Annotated in this window: 15 protein-coding genes; 12 read left to right on the top strand and 3 right to left on the bottom strand. The window is 65.1% G+C overall.

Annotated features, from left to right (window positions below):
- Window positions 1–45 precede the first annotated feature (45 nt).
- The 5 genes from mnmE to NKH67_RS18535 all read left to right on the top strand — a co-directional run bounded on the left by mnmE (window position 46) and on the right by NKH67_RS18535 (window position 6041).
- Window positions 46–1374: a tRNA uridine-5-carboxymethylaminomethyl(34) synthesis GTPase MnmE gene (gene mnmE / locus NKH67_RS18555; protein ID WP_352474001.1), complete on the top strand. Its 1329-nt coding sequence runs from the start codon at window positions 46–48 to the stop codon at window positions 1372–1374.
- Between the two features lie 383 nt (window positions 1375–1757).
- Complete coding sequence (mnmG, locus tag NKH67_RS18550; RefSeq protein ID WP_352474002.1) at window positions 1758–3647, top strand: tRNA uridine-5-carboxymethylaminomethyl(34) synthesis enzyme MnmG; 1890 nt, start codon at window positions 1758–1760, stop codon at window positions 3645–3647.
- On the top strand, window positions 3644–4285 hold the full coding sequence (gene rsmG, locus NKH67_RS18545; RefSeq protein WP_352474004.1) for a 16S rRNA (guanine(527)-N(7))-methyltransferase RsmG: 642 nt from the start codon (window positions 3644–3646) through the stop codon (window positions 4283–4285). The genes mnmG and rsmG overlap by 4 nt, the downstream gene beginning before the upstream one ends.
- A 33-nt stretch (window positions 4286–4318) precedes the next feature.
- A complete protein-coding gene (locus NKH67_RS18540) occupies window positions 4319–5119 on the top strand; it encodes a ParA family protein (protein WP_084642633.1) in 801 nt (266 codons plus the stop codon).
- A gap of 40 nt (window positions 5120–5159) precedes the next feature.
- Complete coding sequence (locus tag NKH67_RS18535) at window positions 5160–6041, top strand: ParB/RepB/Spo0J family partition protein (protein ID WP_352474005.1); 882 nt, start codon at window positions 5160–5162, stop codon at window positions 6039–6041.
- Window positions 6042–6271: 230 nt separating this feature from the next.
- On the opposite strand, the gene holA is transcribed toward NKH67_RS18535, so the two are convergent.
- Window positions 6272–7318, bottom strand: coding sequence for a DNA polymerase III subunit delta (gene holA, locus NKH67_RS18530; RefSeq protein ID WP_352500823.1), 1047 nt, complete (start codon window positions 7316–7318; stop codon window positions 6272–6274).
- Window positions 7319–7751: 433 nt separating this feature from the next.
- Here holA and NKH67_RS18525 point away from each other — a divergent pair, with 433 nt between their 5' ends.
- The 4 genes from NKH67_RS18525 (at window position 7752) to lpdA (ending at window position 13059) form a co-directional block, all read left to right on the top strand.
- On the top strand, window positions 7752–8984 hold the full coding sequence (locus NKH67_RS18525; RefSeq protein ID WP_352474007.1) for a 3-methyl-2-oxobutanoate dehydrogenase (2-methylpropanoyl-transferring) subunit alpha: 1233 nt from the start codon (window positions 7752–7754) through the stop codon (window positions 8982–8984).
- A 2-nt stretch (window positions 8985–8986) separates the two neighbouring features.
- On the top strand, window positions 8987–10000 hold the full coding sequence (locus tag NKH67_RS18520; protein ID WP_352474008.1) for an alpha-ketoacid dehydrogenase subunit beta: 1014 nt from the start codon (window positions 8987–8989) through the stop codon (window positions 9998–10000).
- Window positions 10001–10009: 9 nt separating this feature from the next.
- Window positions 10010–11401, top strand: a complete 1392-nt coding sequence (locus NKH67_RS18515) for a dihydrolipoamide acetyltransferase family protein (protein WP_352500822.1) — start codon at window positions 10010–10012, stop codon at window positions 11399–11401.
- Between the two features lie 263 nt (window positions 11402–11664).
- Complete coding sequence (gene lpdA, locus NKH67_RS18510) at window positions 11665–13059, top strand: dihydrolipoyl dehydrogenase (RefSeq protein WP_352500821.1); 1395 nt, start codon at window positions 11665–11667, stop codon at window positions 13057–13059.
- Window positions 13060–13227: 168 nt separating this feature from the next.
- On the opposite strand, the gene NKH67_RS18505 is transcribed toward lpdA, so the two are convergent.
- Window positions 13228–14331: a saccharopine dehydrogenase family protein gene (locus NKH67_RS18505; protein ID WP_352474011.1), complete on the bottom strand. Its 1104-nt coding sequence runs from the start codon at window positions 14329–14331 to the stop codon at window positions 13228–13230.
- 123 nt (window positions 14332–14454) lie between these two features.
- Between NKH67_RS18505 and NKH67_RS18500 the strand changes: the two genes are divergently transcribed.
- From NKH67_RS18500 to NKH67_RS18490, 3 genes are all read left to right on the top strand, one after another.
- Entirely contained in the window at window positions 14455–14883 is a 429-nt protein-coding gene (locus NKH67_RS18500; RefSeq protein WP_352474012.1) for an Lrp/AsnC family transcriptional regulator, read from the top strand.
- 369 nt (window positions 14884–15252) lie between these two features.
- Window positions 15253–15618: a RidA family protein gene (locus NKH67_RS18495; RefSeq protein ID WP_023675940.1), complete on the top strand. Its 366-nt coding sequence runs from the start codon at window positions 15253–15255 to the stop codon at window positions 15616–15618.
- Window positions 15619–15640: 22 nt separating this feature from the next.
- Window positions 15641–16870 (top strand): amidohydrolase/deacetylase family metallohydrolase, encoded by a 1230-nt coding sequence (locus NKH67_RS18490; RefSeq protein WP_352474013.1) that lies wholly within the window; start codon window positions 15641–15643, stop codon window positions 16868–16870.
- Window positions 16871–17025: 155 nt separating this feature from the next.
- Here NKH67_RS18490 and NKH67_RS18485 read toward each other — a convergent pair whose 3' ends face one another.
- Window positions 17026–18807, bottom strand: coding sequence for an NAD(P)-binding domain-containing protein (locus tag NKH67_RS18485; protein WP_352500820.1), 1782 nt, complete (start codon window positions 18805–18807; stop codon window positions 17026–17028).
- Between the last annotated feature and the right edge of the window lie 88 nt (window positions 18808–18895).

The raw sequence follows: 18895 nt of genomic DNA, 5'->3' as shown, positions 1-18895 counted from the left end.
CGGATTGAACAGGGCATAGCTAGGGCGCTTCGGCAGAGCGGGCAAATGATTTCAAAAGACTCCATCGTGGCGCTGTCGAGCGGGCGCCTGCCGGCCGGCATTGCGGTGATACGCATTTCCGGGCCGCAGAGTCGATTCGTAGTCGAAACGATTTCCGGATCGACTGTGCCAAACCGTGTTGCCACCTATCGCAAGTTCCGGGCGCCCGACGGATCGGTGCTGGACAGCGGCCTAGTCGTCTTCTTTGCTGGCCCCGACAGTTTTACCGGCGAGGACGTTGCAGAGCTCCATGTGCATGGCGGGCGCGCCGTTGTGGCGAGGATGCTGGAAACGATCGCCTCCTTCGACGGCGTCAGGCATGCCGAGCCTGGCGAATTCACCCGCCGCGCCTTTCTCAACGGCAAGCTCGATCTGGTCGAAACCGAGGCGCTGGCCGATCTCATCAACGCCGAAACGGAGGCGCAGCGGCGCTTTGCCGTTCACAACGCCCAAGGCGTGCAGAGCGAACTCTATCTGGGCTGGCGCCGACGGCTGATCCACGCCCGCGCGATGATCGAGGCCGAGATCGATTTTGCCGACGAGGACGACGTGCCGGGCTCGGTCGCCGACACAGTCTGGTCGGATGTTCAGGCCGTGATCGACGAAATCGAGCGCCATGTCGCAGGCTTCCGGGCTGCCGAGATCATCCGCGACGGGTTCGAAGTGGTAATCCTCGGCGCACCGAATGCCGGCAAGTCCAGCCTGTTCAACGCCTTGGCGCGGCGCGAAGCGGCCATCGTCACCGACGAGCCGGGCACGACCCGCGACCTGCTCGAGGTGGTACTGGACCTGGAAGGGGTGCGGGTCAGGGTAACCGACACCGCCGGTCTGCGCGAGGCGCCCGGCAAGATAGAGGCGATCGGCATCGAGAAGGCCAGGACCAAGGCGCACAGCGCCGATCTGCTGTTGCTGCTTGAGGATCTGGCGGAGCCAATCGCGATCGGTGTGCCGCCGGGCGACATTCAGGCGCTGAGGGTTGGAACAAAAATTGACCTGCTGGGGGGTAAATCGCCCTCGCCTGCGGTGCACTATGATTTCGCTATCTCGACGCGGGACGGCACGGGTCTGGCCGAACTGCTGGACGAGATCGGGCGTCGTGCCGCAGTCCAGATCGGCAAGGCCGGCGATATCCTGCCGTCGCGGCTGCGGCACGTCGAGCTGCTCAACGAGACGAAACGCTTCCTGCTCGCAGCAGTGGCCAGTGGTGATCGCGGGCAGGAGCTACGGGCCGAGGAACTGCGCCTGGCGGCGGATCGGCTTGGACGAATCGTCGGTGCGGTCGATGTCGAGGACATGCTCGATGTTATTTTTTCGCAGTTTTGTATCGGCAAATGACTCACGTGAAACATAGGGGAAGGGCCACACCGGGGTGATTCACGTGAAACACGGGCCCAGGAATAGGGGGATTGTTTCACGTGAAACGATCCCGCTCGTAGCGTCTCCCCTTCTCCCCTTGTGGGAGAAGGTGGCCGAGCGAAGCTCGGTCGGATGAGGGGTGTTCCAGCTTGGCAAAACCGCACTTCGTCCAGCACCCCTCAACCGTCTTGGCGCTGCGCGCCAATCCACCTTCTCCCACAAGGGGAGAAGGAAGACAGGGCGGCGCCAGGCAATCTCTGTCTGCATTGTCGGGAGCAGTCATGCGTCTGAAGCGCCCTGCATCCTTGACAGCGCGTGCCTCCAGGGACATGTGTCGGTCCACTTAAATTCGGGATTCTGAAATGACCAATCACTATGATGTGGTGGTGGTGGGTGGCGGCCATGCTGGGTGCGAGGCGGCCAGCGCTGCCGCGCGGGCTGGCGCCAGGACCGCGCTGGTGACGCTGCGCTTCGACACGATTGGCGTGATGTCCTGCAATCCGGCGATCGGCGGCCTCGGCAAGGGCCATCTGGTTCGTGAGATCGACGCCATGGACGGGCTGATGGGCCGCGTTGCCGATGCGGCCGGCATCCAGTTCCGTTTGCTCAACCGCCGCAAAGGGCCGGCGGTGCGCGGGCCACGGACGCAGGCCGACCGAAAACTCTATCGGCTCGCCATGCAGGCGGCGATTCGCGAACAGGCTGGCCTCGATGTCATCGAAGGCGAGGTGCTGGATTTCGAAATCAACATCCGGGAAATCGACGACGGACGCATCGCGGCGGTGCTGCTGGCGGATGGAAGCCGGCTCGCCTGCGGCGCCGTGGTGCTGACGACCGGCACTTTTCTGCGCGGGCTGATCCATATCGGCGAGAAGAAGATCGTCGCCGGCCGCATGAACGAGCAGGCGAGCATCGGCCTGTCGGCGACGATGAGCCGCGCCGGCTTCAAGCTCGGGCGGCTGAAGACCGGCACGCCGCCGCGGCTGGACGGCAGGACGATCGGTTGGGCGTCACTGGAGAGCCAGGCGGCGGACGAGGACCCCGTGCCGTTCTCGCTGCTGACCGATCGCATCGAAAATCCGCAGATCCATTGCGGCATCACCCGAACGACCAATGCGACGCACGAGCTGATTCGCGCCAATCTCGGCCGCTCGGCCATGTATTCGGGGTCGATCGAAGGCGTCGGGCCGCGTTATTGCCCGTCGATCGAAGACAAGATCGTCAAGTTCGGTGACCGCGAAGGCCACCAGATCTTTCTGGAGCCCGAAGGGCTGGACGACGACACGGTGTACCCGAACGGCATTTCGACCTCGCTGCCCGAGGACGTGCAGCTCGACATCCTGAAGACCATTCCGGGGCTGGAGCGGGCAACGATGCTGCAGCCGGGCTATGCCATCGAGTATGATCATGTCGATCCACGCGAGCTCAAGCCGACGCTGGAAACCAGGCGGATCGCCGGCTTGTTCCTCGCCGGACAGATCAACGGCACCACCGGCTACGAGGAGGCCGGTGCGCAAGGGCTGCTTGCCGGCTTGAATGCAGCGCGCAAGGCGTCGGCGAGCGAGGAAATCGTGCTCAGCCGCACCGAAGCCTATATCGGCGTGATGGTCGACGATTTGACCAGCCGCGGCATCGCCGAACCGTACCGCATGTTCACCTCGCGGGCCGAGTTCCGGCTATCGCTGCGAGCCGACAACGCCGATGAGCGGCTGACGCCACTGGCGATAAGGCTGGGGATTGCCTCGCCGGAGCGGATGCAGCGGTTCAACAATAGTATGCAAGACCTTGAGAAGGCGCGACAGCTCGCCCTCGGCACCACCATGACCCCCAATGAGGCAGCGCGCCATGGGCTCGAAATCAACCGGGACGGCGTCCGCCGCTCCGCCTATGAGTTGCTGGCCTATCCCGGCGTCGACATCGCCTGGCTGGCGCGGGCCGAGCCGGCTTTCGCGGCGATCGACAGCAAAACGGCCGAACGTCTTGAAACGGAAGCCAAATATTCTGTCTATCTCGACCGCCAGCAGGCCGATGTTTCGCAGATCAGGCATGAGGAGAGCAGGCTTATTCCCAAATCGCTCGACTTTGCTTCTGTTCCCGGCCTGTCGAACGAGTTGAAGCAGAAGATGCTGGCACGCCAGCCGCGCTCGATTGCCGATGCGCAACGCATGGAAGGCATGACGCCGGCGGCGCTGGCGATTATTGTCGCCCATGTCCGCAATGCCGAGGCGGCCGCGCGAAAGCAGGTCGCGTGAGCGCAGCGTCCTGGGCAAACCTCCAGGCGGCAGCGGGCCCGGTTTCACGTGAAACATTCGATCGCCTGGTCGAGTTCGAGGCCGTCTTCCAGAAATGGAACCGCCGGATCAATCTGGCCGCGCGATCGACGCAGGACGATGTCTGGCGCCGCCACATCCTCGACAGCGCGCAGCTGGCGCGAATCAAACCAGAGGCGAAGCGCTGGGTCGATCTCGGCTCCGGCGGTGGGTTTCCCGGCCTTGTGCTGGCCTTTTTGCTTGCCGAGCGGGACGGCGCCGGTATCGACCTGGTTGAAAGCAACCGGAAAAAAGCATCGTTCCTGCAAGCGGTCATCGGACAGTTCAGCCTGCCCGCCAAGGTTATCGCGCGCCGCATCGACGACAGCTATCCGCTTGTTCCTGCACCGCAAATCGTCACAGCCAGGGCACTCGCCTCGCTGCCCGACCTGCTCGACCTGGCGGCACCGTGGCTGACCAAGGGGTCGCGCGGCCTGTTTCACAAAGGCCGGGATTACCGCGCCGAAGTGGCAGAAAGCGCTCAACGATGGTCTTTCGATCTGGTAGAACATGCCAGTGCAACCGACGCACAGGGCGTCATTCTCGAAGTATCCGACTTGCGACAGCACCCTGGCTTGTGACCGGCGACCCAAATGAATTTCTGGCATAGACCCATGATGAAGAACGGCCCCCGAATCATCACCGTCGCCAACCAGAAGGGCGGCGTCGGCAAGACGACGACCGCCATCAATCTGGCCACCGCGCTGGCGGCCATAGGCGAACAGGTGCTGATCGTCGATCTCGACCCGCAGGGCAACGCCAGCACCGGGCTTGGCATCGACCGGCGCGACCGCACCGTCTCGTCCTATGATGTGCTGACCGGCGAGCTGGATCTCGAAGCGGCGGCGATCCCGACGGCGGTGCCTGGCCTGTCGATCGTACCGTCGACGCTCGACCTGCTCGGCATCGAGATGGAAATCGCCTCGGCGCCGGATCGAGTGCTGCGGCTGCGCAACGCGCTGCGGGCTTCGGCTGAGCGCTCGGCCAATTTCGGCTATGTGCTGATCGACTGCCCGCCGTCGCTCAACCTGCTGACACTGAATTCGATGGCTGCGGCCGATTCGGTGCTGGTGCCGCTGCAGTGCGAGTTTTTCGCGCTGGAGGGCCTGAGCCAGCTTTTGGAGACGGTCGAGCAGGTGCGCCGCTCGATCAACCCCGACCTGACGATCCAGGGCATCGTGCTGACCATGTTCGACGGGCGCAACAATCTCGCCAACCAGGTGGTGCAGGATGTGCGGGCGCATATGGGCGACAAGGTCTATGAAACCGTCATCCCGCGCAATGTCCGCGTTTCCGAGGCGCCGTCCTACGGCAAGCCGGCGATTCTCTACGACCTCAAATGCTCGGGCAGCCAGGCCTATCTGCAGCTTGCTTCGGAAGTCATCCGCCGCGAGCGCAAATTGCGTGCTGCCTGAACAATAAGCCGATTCGATACCGAAACGATCTGGACGGACAATGAACGAAGACCCTTCGAGAAAAAGACTGGGCCGGGGACTGGCGGCATTAATCGGCGAAATCGATCGCCCGGCGGCTCCGGAAAAGCCGGGCCTGGCGGCCGACGGCAAGGTGCCGATCGAGTTCCTCAGCCCCAATCCCAAAAACCCGCGCCGGCATTTTGGCGACGCCGACCTGACCGACCTCGCCCAGTCGATCCGCGAACATGGCGTGGTGCAGCCGGTGGTGGCGCGGCCGTCGAAAACCCAAACGGGCCGCTACGAGATCATCGCAGGCGAGCGTCGTTGGCGCGCGGCGCAACGCGCCGGGCTGACCGAAATCCCGATCATCGTACGCGACGTCAACGACCGCACGGCGCTCGAACTGGCGATCATCGAAAACGTCCAGCGCACCGACCTCAACCCGGTCGAGGAGGCGCTCGGCTACCAGCAGCTGATCGACGACCACGGCTATACCCAGGCCGATCTCGGCCAGGTGATCGGCAAGAGCCGCAGCCATGTCGCCAACACGTTGAGACTGCTCAAGCTGCCCGACGTCATCCGCGACATGCTGGTCGACGGCGCGCTCTCGGCCGGCCACGCCCGTACCCTGGTGACGGCCGACGACCCGGCCGGGCTCGCCAAGCGGATCATCGATGAAGGGCTTTCGGTGCGCCAGGCCGAGGCGCTGGCGCAAATGCCGGTCGGCGCGCCGTCGGCAAAACGCCAGCCCGCCGCACCGCCGCAAAAGGATGCCGACACGCTGGCGCTGGAGCGGCTGATGACCAGCACGATCGGCATGATCGTCACGATCGAGCACAACCAGCGCGGCGGCGTGATCAGCGTCGCCTACCGGACGCTGGAGCAGCTCGACGAGCTTTGCCGAAGGCTGAAGCGGGAGTAGGTAGGTTGCTAAAATTAACCGGCAAATAACGTTTTTGCTGCCGCGCGGTGATTGGCGAAATCGTCGAAGTAGTTGATCTCCCCCCTTGAGGGGGAGATGGCCGGCAGGCCAGAAGGGGTCGTCAAATTTCAAGCGCCCACCTCCTCTGTCTTCGCGGAAGGAGCTGGTGTTCTACGCGCTGTAACCCCCCTCTGTCGCCTTTGGCGACATCTCCTCCTCAAGGGGGGAGATCAGGTGCGCTGCGCCAGCCTGGCGCTCTCCACGGCGATGCCGAGCAGGGCCTGGCGTGCCAGCGCGACCGACAGATCCGGCCGCCGGCGTGTCTGCAGGACCGCCGTCTGCAGGCGGTTGAGGGCGCGCCCGAGCGCCTCGCTGCTCCAGCGTTCGAGGGCTTTCTCGACCAGCTTGCGCCTGGAGAAAAACACCGGCGGGCGCGCCGCGGCAACGACCGAAGCGGCATTGCGGCCGCCGGCGTCCATCTGGCCGCGCATCGCCTGGATCGCCTGCAACTGCCGCATCGCCGATGAAAGTACCAGAAAGGGCTGGCCGCCGGACTGGCAATGGCGGGTGAAGGCGGTGTCGAAATCGGCGATCCTGCCTTCGAGCAGGGCGTCGACCGCCGCGTCGAAGGAGAGGCCCGAGACATCGCCAGACGTCGCCTTGACGTCGTCGAGGCCGATTTCGGCCTGGCCATGCGCATAAAGCACAAGCTTTTCGATCTCGCCACGCGAGGCCAGCCGGTCGCCGCCGAGATTGCGGCGCAGCGCCTGCCGCGCCTCCAGCGTCATCGACATGCCGGCCTTGCGCAGTTCGTCGTCGATGACCGTGTCGATGTCCCTGGCCTCATCGGCGTAGCAAGGCAGAGCCATGGCATTGTCCGCCGCCTCCACCACGGCGCGCAGGCCGACGCCCTTCTTCAAGTCGCCGGCCTCGATGAGGATGATGGCGTCCCGCGCGGGCTCCGACGTCAGCGCCTTGACGTCATCGGCAAGCGCCTTCTGAGCGCCGGCGTTGCGCACCCATAGCAGGCGCCGCTCCGAAAACATCGGCACGGTGCGCGCCTCGTCGAGCAGACGGCCCTCGTCGCGATCGACTTCCGATCCGTCCAGCCTGACGACCGAGAACGGATCGTCGAGCGGCAGGCCGGTCTTGCCGGCAAAGGCCTTTGCCCGCTCGGCAACCAGCCCGCGATCGGGACCGTAAAGCAGCACGATCGAGACGCGCGGATCCGGCTTCGCGAGCCATGCATCGACCTCGTATGCTTTCTTTTGTGCCATGGGCGCTGATTAGCATGACACGGGCGCGGGGTGAACGGCGCCGCCCTCCTTTCCTTCTCCCCCTTGTGGGAGAAGGTGGATTGGCGCGCAGCGCCAAGACGGTTGAGGGGTGCTGGCCGGAGCGCTGTTGGTGCCAAGCTGGAACACCCCTCATCCGACCGAGCTTCGCTCGGCCACCTTCTCCCACAACAAGGGGAGAAGGAGGTGCTCGCGCCGCCCAACCCGACGCATTGCCTTATCTGGCGGGAAACCCGGCGCAATCATCTCCGAAATTGCGCGCCGGCGCGGAAGATCGACAAGAAATTTCGCCGACATATCTCCATCCTGTCTGCCGCGGGCAGCAGCCAGCGGCAGCGAAGCCTCGCCCGACGAATTGGCACTGGTCTGGCGGTGTGCAAGTATCCTGGCCGGGCAACAGTGGAGGACCGAGATCATGGCCGATGCCGGAATGCTGCGCTTCCATGTTCCGGAACCGGAAGTGCGGCCGGGCGGGACGCCGGATTTCTCCAATGTGAGCATTCCAAAAGCTGGCTCGGTGCCGCGCCCGAAGATCGACGTCGACCCGCGCGACATCCGCGATCTGGCCTTCTCGATCATCCGCGTGCTCAACCGCGCCGGCGAGGCGGTCGGGCCGTGGGCAGGGCTGCTTTCGGACGACGAGTTGCTGGAGGGGCTGCGCCATATGATGACGCTGCGCAGCTTCGATGCGCGCATGCAGATGGCGCAGCGCCAGGGCAAGACCTCTTTCTACATGCAGCATCTCGGCGAAGAGGCAGTGAGTTGCGCCTTCCGCAAGGCGCTGTCGCGGGGCGACATGAATTTTCCGACCTATCGGCAGGCCGGCCTGCTCATCGCCGACGGCTACCCGATGGTCACGATGATGAACCAGATCTATTCGAACGAGGCCGATCCGCTGAAAGGGCGGCAATTGCCGATCATGTATTCGTCGAAGGAGCACGGCTTCTTCTCGATCTCCGGCAATCTGGCGACGCAGTACATCCAGGCGGTCGGCTGGGCGATGGCTTCGGCGATCAGCAACGATTCAAAGATCGCCGCCGCGTGGATCGGCGACGGCTCGACCGCCGAGTCCGACTTCCATTCGGCGCTGGTGTTCGCCTCGACCTACAAGGCGCCGGTCGTGCTCAACGTCGTCAACAACCAGTGGGCGATCTCGACCTTCCAGGGCATCGCCCGCGGCGGCTCCGGTACTTTTGCCGCCCGTGGGCTCGGCTTCGGCATTCCGTCACTGCGCGTCGACGGCAACGACTATCTCGCCGTCCATGCGGTGGCCAAATGGGCGGCGGAACGGGCGCGCAGCAATCTCGGGCCGACGCTGGTCGAATACGTCACTTACCGCGTCGGCGCCCATTCGAGCTCCGACGACCCGTCGGCCTACCGGCCGAAGGCCGAGTCCGATGCCTGGCCGCTCGGCGACCCGATCGTCAGGCTGAAGAACCATCTCATCCAGCGCGGCGTCTGGTCGGACGAACGCCACGCCCAGGCCGAGGCGGAAATCCTCGACACGGTGATTTCGGCGCAGCGGGAGGCCGAGCGCCATGGCACGCTGCATGCCGGCGGCAAGCCCTCGACGCGCGACATGTTCGAGGGCGTCTATGCCGAGATGCCGCCGCATCTCAAGCGCCAGCGCCAACAGGCAGGGGTCTGACCATGCCGCGGCGGACCATGATCGAGGCGATCCGCGACGCCATGGACGTGTCGATGGCGCGCGACAGCCAAGTCATCGTGTTCGGCGAGGATGTCGGCTTCTTCGGCGGCGTCTTCCGCTGCACGCAAGGCCTGCAGGCGAAATACGGAAAGAGCCGCTGCTTCGATGCGCCGATCAGCGAATCCGGCATTGTCGGCGCGGCCATCGGCATGGCCGCCTACGGGCTGAAGCCTTGCGTCGAGGTGCAGTTTGCCGACTATGTTTATCCAGCCTATGACCAGATCGTCTCGGAAGCGGCGCGGCTGCGCTACCGGTCGAACGGCGATTTCACCTGCCCGATCGTCGTGAGAATGCCGACCGGCGGCGGCATTTTCGGCGGCCAGACCCACAGCCAGAGCCCGGAGGCGCTGTTCACCCACGTCTCCGGCCTGAAGGTCGTGGTGCCCTCGAACCCGCACGACGCCAAGGGCCTGCTGATCGCGGCGATCGAGGATCCGGACCCGGTGATCTTTCTGGAACCGAAGCGGCTTTATAACGGGCCGTTCGACGGTCATCACGAGCGGCCGGTAACGCCGTGGTCGAAACATGAGCTCGGCGAGGTTGCCGACGGCCATTACACGGTGCCGCTCGGCAAGGCGGTGATCCGACGGCCGGGTGCGGCGGTCACCGTGCTTGCCTACGGCACGATGGTCTATGTCGCCCGGGCGGCGGCCGAGGAGACCGGCATCGATGCCGAGATCATCGATCTGAGAACGCTGCTGCCGCTCGACCTCGAGACGATTGTCGCCTCGGTCAACAAGACCGGGCGCTGCGTGGTGGTGCACGAGGCGACGCTGACATCGGGGTTCGGTGCCGAACTTTCGGCGCTGGTCCAGGAGAACTGCTTCTACCATCTGGAAGCGCCGGTGGCGCGGGTCACCGGCTGGGACACGCCCTATCCGCATGCGCAGGAGTGGGACTATTTTCCTGGTCCTGCCCGGCTAGGCCGCGCGCTGGTCGAAACGGTGGAAGCCTGAGGGGGAACGATGGGCGAATATGTCATCAAGCTGCCCGATGTCGGCGAAGGCGTCGCCGAGGCCGAGCTCGTCGAATGGCAGGTCAAGGTCGGCGATCTCGTGCGCGAGGACGCCGTGCTTGCCGCTGTCATGACCGACAAGGCGACAGTCGAAATTCCGTCGCCCGTCGATGGCGAGATCGTCTGGTTGGGCGCCGAGATCGGCGACACGGTGGCGATCGGCTCGCCGATTGTCAGGTTGAAGGTGGCCGGCGAGGGAAATGTGAACGCAGGCGCGAAATCGGCGGAGGGTGAGGCGGCACCTACCCCCACCCCTAGCCCCTCCCCACAAGGGGGAGGGGGACGAGCTTCGGCCGCCAAAGCCGAAGCCAGGTCCAGCTCGCCCTTGGTCGGGCATGTGCCAAGAACCGAGGGCGCACGAACGGCGGATACGGAGTCCCCCTCCCCCTTGTGGGGAGGGGTTAGGGGTGGGGGTATTGCGCCGGCTTTCGGGGGTATAGCGCCGGTCGGTGCGCCGCGCCCCGAGGGCGAAAAGCCACTGGCCTCGCCGGCCGTCCGCCTCAGGGCGAAAGAGGCCGGCATCGACCTTCGGCAGGTCCCGGGAACCGGCCCGGCCGGCCGCATCCGGCACGAGGATATCGACGCCTTCCTGGCACGCGGACCGCAGCTCGCGAAGGCTCCTGGCCTCGCCCGCAACGAGGCGGTCGAGGACATCAAGATAATCGGGCTCAGGCGAAAGATCGCCGAGAAGATGACGCTGGCCAAGTCGCGCATCCCGCATATCACCTATGTCGAGGAGATCGACGTCACCGCGCTCGAGGATTTGCGCGCCGCGCTCAACAAGGAGAAGCGGCCCGGCGCGGACAGGCCGAAGCTGACGCTGCTGCCGTTCCTGATGCGGGCGATGGTCAAGGCAATCGCCGACCAGCCCAATGTCAACGCACTGTTCGACGACGAAGCCGGCATCGTCCACAAGCATGGCGGCGTCCATATCGGCATCGCCGCGCAGACGGCTTCCGGGCTGATGGTGCCGGTGGTCAAGCACGCCGAGGCGCGCGACATCTGGGACTGTGCAGCCGAGGTTGTCAGGCTGGCCGAGGCGGCAAAATCCGGCACGGCGACGCGTGACGAACTGTCGGGATCGACCATCACCATCACTTCGCTGGGCGCCATGGGCGGCGTGGCGACGACGCCGGTGATCAATCATCCGGAAGTGGCGATCGTCGGCGTCAACAAGATGATGGTGCGGCCGGTATGGGACGGCAGCCAGTTCATCCCGCGCAAGATGATGAACCTGTCCTCCAGCTTCGACCACCGCGTCATCGACGGCTGGGACGCGGCGGTGTTTATCCAGCGGATCAAGACGCTGCTGGAGACGCCGGCGCTGATTTTTGTGGACTGAGGAGATGAGAACGGTCGCAAAGGCCCCCTCGCCCGGCAGCATGGGGCGCCGGGACGCTGGCTCCCCCTTCTCCCCTTGTGGGAGAAGGTGTCGCCGAAGGCGACGGATGAGGGGTGCTCCAGCTTGGCACCTACCGCACTCCGTCCAACACCCCTCATCCGTCTCGGCGCTACGCGCCGATCCACCTTCTCCCACAGGGGGAGAAGGAAAGGCGCGCAGCGGCCGGATGGTGGGGCATTTATCCCCGAAAGGACGCAGCTGACATGAAGGAAATCTCCTGCAAGCTGCTGGTCATCGGCGCCGGTCCGGGCGGCTATGTCTGTGCCATCCGCGCCGGGCAGCTTGGCATCGACACGGTGATCGTCGAGGCAGGCAAACCGGGCGGAACTTGCCTCAATGTCGGCTGCATCCCGTCAAAGGCGCTGATCCATGCAGCCGAAGAGTTCGAAAAGCTCTCGCACATGGCTGGCGGCAAAAGTCCACTCGGCATAACGGTCGCGGCACCGTCGCTTGATCTCGCCGCGACCATTGCCTGGAAAGACGGCATCGTTAGCCGGCTGAACAACGGCGTCGCCGGCCTGCTGAAGAAAGCTGGCGTGAAGACGGTGCATGGCTGGGCGACATTTCGCGACGGCAAGACCGTTGCCGTCGAGACCGAGATCGGCATGCAGGTGATCCGAGCCGAAACGGTGGTGATAGCGACCGGCTCGGCGCCGGTCGAGCTGCCGTCGCTGCCGTTCGGCGGGCCGGTCATTTCGTCGACCGAGGCGCTGGCGCTGAGCGAAGTTCCGGAGAGGCTGGCGGTGGTCGGCGGCGGCTATATCGGGCTGGAACTCGGCATCGCCTTTGCCAAGCTGGGCGCCAAGGTGACCGTGGTCGAGGCGTTGCCGCGCGTGCTGGCGCAATATGATGCGGAACTGACCCGGCCGGTGGTGAAGCGGCTGGCCGAACTCGGCATCGAGGTGCTCGTGAACGCCAAGGCCAAGGGGCTGTCCACTAAGCGCGACGCGCTGCTGGTCGAGACGAATGGCGGCAAGAACGGCAAGATCGCTGCCGACAAGATGCTGGTCACGGTCGGTCGCAAGCCGGTGACCGAAGGCTGGGGGTTAGAGCAGATCGACCTCGACATGGCCGGACCCTTCATCCGCATCGACGACCAGTGCCGCAGCTCGATGCGGGGCATCTTTGCCATTGGCGACGTCACCGGCGAGCCGATGCTGGCGCATCGGGCCATGGCGCAAGGCGAAATGGTCGCCGAGATCGTTGCCGGCCACAAGCGCAGCTGGGACAGACGAGCGATCCCGGCTGTCTGTTTCACCGATCCGGAGCTGGTCACCGCAGGCCTGTCGCCGGAGGAGGCCAAGACCCGTGGCGAGATCAAGGTCGGACTGTTTCCCTTCACCGCCAATGGCCGGGCGATGACAAAGTTGGGCGAGGACGGATTCGTTCGGGTAGTGGCGCGGGCGGACAACCATCTGGTGCTTGGCATCCAGGCCGTCGGCCAGGGCGTGTCGGAGCTGTCCACTGCGTTTGGGCTGGCGCTGGAGATGGGTGCGACGCTGGAGGATATCGCCGGGACGATCCATTCCCATCCGACACAGGGCGAGGGTTTTCCGGAAGCGGCGCTGAAGGCGCTGCGGCGGGCGGTGCATGTCTGATGGCTCGCGCTCTCCCCCCTTGAGGGCGAGATGGCCGGCAGGCCAGAGGGGGTCGGTTCGACTGGATGCGACCTCCCTTGCGACAGATGGAGGTTGGCGCTCTACGCGAGGCGACCCCCTCTGTCGCCTTCGGCGACATCTCCCCCTCGAGGGGGGAGATTACGCAGCTCACCCTGCAAGCCGGCTAACCATTTCGTGCTGCGCATAGGCGCGGCCGAAGCGGTTGGCCAGGAACGCGTCGAGCGCGATGTCCTCCTGTTTGATGAAACCGCTTGCCGGCAAGGTGCCGTCGGCGAGCATGTCGAGCACGGCGCAGATCGCCGATGCGGTGGTGATCTGGATGGCGCTGCGCACCATTTCGCCGTCGCGCCTGGCGTAGATCTTGTTGGCGTAGGTTTCCTGCAGCAGACGGCCGTTCTTGCGGCCGCTGACGGTGACGAAGACTATGACGACGTCCTGCAGCGTCGCCGGCAGGGCGCTTTCGAAAATGTCCTTCAGCACGTCGCGGCGGTGGCGCAGGCCGAGGTCGTTGAGCAGCGCCTTCATGATCGCCGCATGGCCGGGATAGCGGATGGTGCGGTAGTTCAGCGTGCGCACTCTGCCCTTCAGCGTTTCGGCCAGCGTGCCCAGCCCGCCCGAGGTGTTGAACGCCTCATAGGTGACGCCGTCGAGCGAGAATTCTTCACGCTCCTCGAGCGGCGGCACTTCGATCAGCTCGCCTTCGACGATCGCCTCGCAAGGCTCGCAATATTCGTTGATGACGCCGTCGGTGCTCCAGGTCAGATTGTAGTTCAGCGCATTCGACGGGTATTGGGGCAGCGCGCCGACCCGCATGCGCACGCTTTCCAGCGTGTCGAAGCGGCTGGCGAGATCGTTGGCAACGATCGAGATGAAGCCCGGCGCCAAGCCGCATTGCGGGATGAAGGCGCTGCTGCCGGAACGAGCCAGTTCCTTGACCCGCCTGGTGCTGACGACGTCCTCGGTCAGATCGAGATAGTGCACGCCGGCGCTGGCCGCCGCCTCGGCGATGCGCGTGGTCAGATGGAAGGGCGCGGCGCTGAGCACCGCGAACTTGCCGGCCAAGGCCGCTTCGAGGGTGCCGGCGGCTTCGATGTCGAGTTCCAGCGTCTCGACCGTTTCAGGCAGTTCGGCCGCGCCGAGCTGCGCCGCCGAGCGGTCGACGAGCGTGACATGGTAGTTGCCCGTGGAAGCCAGCATCTCGGCAATGGTCGAGCCGATCTTGCCGGCGCCGACGACGATGATTTCCTTCATGACCGGTCCCTCGCGCCAATGCTAAATTCACGGTTAGAATCGCAGCTTGCCTGTCGAAAGGAAGCGTGAGATTGTACGAAACGCAGCCTCTCTTTGGGCAATGTGCCGGTAAGGTTCGTCGAAATGCTCAGCGATGCCGACCAGGCTCTGCTTTCCCTGCTGCGCACCAATGCGCGCGCCTCGACCGCCGAACTGGCGCGGCGGCTCGGCGTCTCACGAACCACGGTGCAAAGCCGGATCGAGCGGCTGGAACAGCGCGGCATCATCGCCGGCTACGGGGTCAGGCTGTCGCCGGATTACGAGCAGGGGCTGGTCAGGGCGCATGTCCTGCTCACCGTCACCCCCAAGCTTGCCGACAAGGTGGTGCGCAGCCTGCAGGCGCTGGCACCGGTTCGCACGCTGCACTCGGTCAGCGGCAATTTCGACATGATCGTCATCGTCGAGGCGCCGTCGATCAGGGATCTCGACACGCTTCTCGACCAGATCGGCGCCATGGACGGAGTCGAGCGCACGTCGTCGTCGATCATCCTGTCGACGCGGATCGACCGCTGAGCCGGCTGGTGTCGCGGGCCCAGACGCTGGCGGGACAGCGCCCAGGACAGCGCCCCCCCTCTGCCCTGCCGGGCATCTCCCCCTCCAGGGGGAAGATTGGATGTCACCGCGGCTTTCGCCAATCTCCAAGGTGGCTGAATGGATGCTATCGGCGAAGCTGCCGATCTCCCCACTAGAGGGGGAGATGCCAAGTGATCGCAAAGAGGGCAGGACAGAGGGGGCGCGAAGGATCACCAAGGGCGGTGATCGTTCTGGCGTTACCGCAGCAAAGCGATATAGGCTTTCAAAATGTGGATCGATGGCGTGCAGCCGCCCCCTATCTCTCGCAGCATCGCGCGTTCACCCAAAGAACCTAGACAGGAGGCCTCCTTGCCCAAGCAGTGTTTTGGAAAATCCCATGTGCCGTTGTCGCCGGCGGTCAGGGCCGGCGATTTCGTCTATGTCTCAGGCCAGGTGCCGGTCGGCACAGACGGGCTGGTGGTCAAGGGCGGCATCGCCGAACAGACCGAGCAGGTGCTGTCGAACGTCAAGGCGGCACTGGCGCTGGCCGGCTGTACCCTCGACGACGTAGTCAAGACGACCGTCTGGCTCGAAGACGCCCGCGATTTCGGCATTTTCAACACCGTCTATGCCAGGCATTTCCCGAAAGACCCGCCGGCGCGCACGACAGTGGAGTCGCGGCTGATGATCGACATCAAGATCGAGGTCGAGGCCGTTGCCTACAGGCCGGCCTGACGGGAAAGTGGAGACAGGCGCGATGCAATTCGATCTCCTGATAAAAGGCGGCCGCCTCATCGATCCGGCGTCCGGCCTCGACGCGCAGCGCGATCTGGCGATTGCCGACGGCCGTATCGCCGCGATCGACACCGAAATCCCCTTCGAACGTGCCGCCCGCGTCATCGATGCCACGGGCTCGATCGTCGCGCCGGGCCTGATCGACCTGCACAGCCATGTCTATTGGGGCGGCACGTCGCTCGGCGTCGATGCCGACCGGCTCGCCGCAAAGAGCGGCACCACCACCTTCATCGATGCCGGAAGTGCCGGCGCCGGCAATTTCCTCGGCTTTCGCTGCCACGTCATCGAGCGCTCGAAAGTCCGCATCCTGGCCTATGTCAACATTTCCTTTGCCGGCATATTCGGCTTCTCGCAGACCGTGGCGGTCGGCGAGTGTAGCGACCTCCGGCTCTGCGAACCGCGCGAGACGGTAGCGGCGGCTCGCGAGCACGCGGACGTGGTTGTCGGCGTCAAGGTCCGCTCGGGTCGCCATGCCGGCGGCACCAGCGGCATCGCGCCGGTCGATCTCGCGCTCGAAGCCGCCGACAAAGCCGGCCTGCCGCTGATGGCGCACATAGACGAGCCGCCGCCGGGCCGCTCGGAAGTGCTGCCGCGGCTGCGCAAGGGCGACATCCTCACCCACTGCTTCCGGCCGTTTCCCAACGCGCCGATCTTCGCCTCGGGGGCGGTGCGGCCAGATATGCGGCTGGCGCGCGAGCGCGGCGTCATCTTCGACATCGGCCACGGCATGGGCTCGTTCGATTTCGAAGTGGCGAAAGCGATGCTCAGCGAGGGGCTGGCGCCGGACGTGATCAGCAGCGACGTGCATCTCTACTGCGTCGACGGGCCGGCCTTCGACATCCTGGTCTGCATGTCGAAGCTGCTGGCGCTCGGCATGCCGCTGGTCGAGGTGCTGCGCGCCGCCACGCAGCGCCCTGCCGAAGCGATCGCCAGGCCCGATCTCGGCAGGCTGGCGGTGGGTGCGGTCGGCGACATCGCGGTGCTGCGGCTGCGTCCGGGCCGCTTCACCTTTGTCGATTCGGTCGGCGCCTCGCTGGTCGCCGAGCAAAGGCTGGTCTCGGACGGAATCGTGGTCGGCGGCAGCTGGTGGCCGAACGAGGCGGTGGACGATCTCGGCGAGACCGAACGCTTCGAAGCGCATGCGCACGACACGCATGTCGATGTTGTGAGCCGGCATTTCGGGCGTGGGTGATCTCCCCCCTTGAGGGGGAGATGTCGCCGAAGGCGACAGAGGGGGTCGGTTCGACCGGGCTCGTCTTCCTGCAACGGATGGAGGTTGGCGCTCGACGCGCGGCGACCCCCTCTGGCCTGCCGGCCATCTCCCCCTCAAAGGGGGAGATCACAGCTTCACCGCCCCGCCGCTCCATAAACCGGCGTCGCAATGCCTTCCATCCTCGCCTTGATCTGCAGCGCGACGAACTTCGAATAGAAGCGCGACAGCGCCAGGTTGCCGCCGTGGAACCACAGCGCTTCCTGTGCCGTCGGCTTCCACATGTTGCGCAATTCGCCTTGCCACGGACCCGGGTCGCCTTTCACGCCCGAGCCAATCCCCCAGCACGGGCCGACCTTGTCGGCGACTTCGCGCGAGACGATCGCCGCCACGGTTTCGTTCATCGAGAGATAGCCGGTGCAGGCGATGATTGCGTCGGCCGCCAGTTCGGTGCCGTCGTCGAAGAGGATGCCTGTCGGCGTCAGCGACTTGATCCCGACGCCGCTGCGGATGCCGATCTCGCCATCGATGATCAGGTCGCAAGCGCCGACATCGATGTAGAAGCCCGAGCCGGTGCGGTAGGCCTTCATCAGGAGCCCGGTCTCGTCGTCGCCGAAATCGATGGCGAAGCCGGCGCCGCGCAAGCGGTCGTAGAAGGCCGCGTCGCGCGCCTTGATGATGTCGTAAAGCGCCCGCTGGCCTTGCGGCAGCAGCGCGAACGGCGTCGAGGCGACGATCATGTCGGCCTTCTCGGTGGTAATGCCGCGGGCCAGCGCCTTTTCCGAAAAGATCTCGAAACCGATCTCCATCAGCGTGTCCGACTTGACCACCGTCGTCGGCGAGCGCTGGACCATGGTCACCTCGGCGCCGCTCTCCCAAAGATCGACGCTGACGTCATGGCCGGAACTTGCGGCGCCGATGACGGCGACCTTTTTGCCGCGGAATTTCTCGCCGCTGGAATACTGGTTGGAATGCAGGATCTCGCCGTTGAAGACATCGGCACCCGGCAGGTCGATGCGCCTGGGCGGGCCATAGGCGCCGGTCGCAAAGACGATATGCTTCGGCCTTAGCGTGATGCGCTCGCCGGCGCGATCGAGCTCGACCGTCCAGACCCTTTCGGTCTCGTCATAGGACGCGCTCACGCATGTCGTGGAGGTCCAGTAGTTGAGCTCCATGACGCGCGTATACATCTCCAGCCAGTCGCCCATCTTGTCCTTGGGCGTGAACACGGGCCAGTTCTCGGGAAACGGTATGTAGGGCAGATGGTCGTACCAGACCGGGTCGTGCAGCACGAGCGAGCGGTAGCGATTGCGCCAGGAATCGCCGGCCTGGGCGTTCTTCTCGATGACTATGGCCGGCACGGCCAATTGCCTGAGCCGGGCGCCCAGCATGATGCCGCCCTGGCCGCCGCCGATGACCAGGCAATAAGGCTGCTGGCCGGCGCCGAGTTCACGTGTCTCGCGCGCCCTCGCCTCGAGCCAGGTCTCGCGCTCCGGATCGGCCTTGTGGCGGACGCCCAGCGGCCGCGCCGGGCCCTTGCGCTCCTCAAACCCCTTGAGATCGCTCATCGCGGTAAACAGTGTCCGGCACTTGCCGTCCCTGAGACGCATGACGCCATGGCCCCACGCCGATGACGTCTCGAAAGAAAACCAGGCTTCGATCGTGCCCTCGTCCGAAGTCGCTTCGCCGCTGAGCTGCCACCGGGCAGGTTTTGTCGTTGCCACCGTCGCCGCCAGCATGTCGCGGATCGCGGCGCGGCCCTCCATCGTCCTGACGTTCCAGGTGAAGGTCAAGAGATCGCGCCAGTAGCAGTCCTCGACGAACAAATTGGTTGCCGCCTCGACGTCGCTGGCCTCGAGCGCCCGGGCAAAGGAATCGAGCCAGGTGGCCGCCTGTTTCGTCGGTGCGATGTCGAGCATCTGTCTTTCCTAACTTCCAGTGGCCTTTGCGCTGCCCTCATTCTTACCCTTTCCCGGATCTTTGCGGGAGAGGGTGAGGGCAGCGCAA

The sequence above is a fragment of the Mesorhizobium sp. M0968 genome, assembly GCF_040319065.1.
GTDB lineage: Bacteria > Pseudomonadota > Alphaproteobacteria > Rhizobiales > Rhizobiaceae > Mesorhizobium.
The sequence above is the reverse complement of the archived record's forward strand: the minus strand, read 5'-3'. Positions and strand labels throughout refer to the sequence as shown.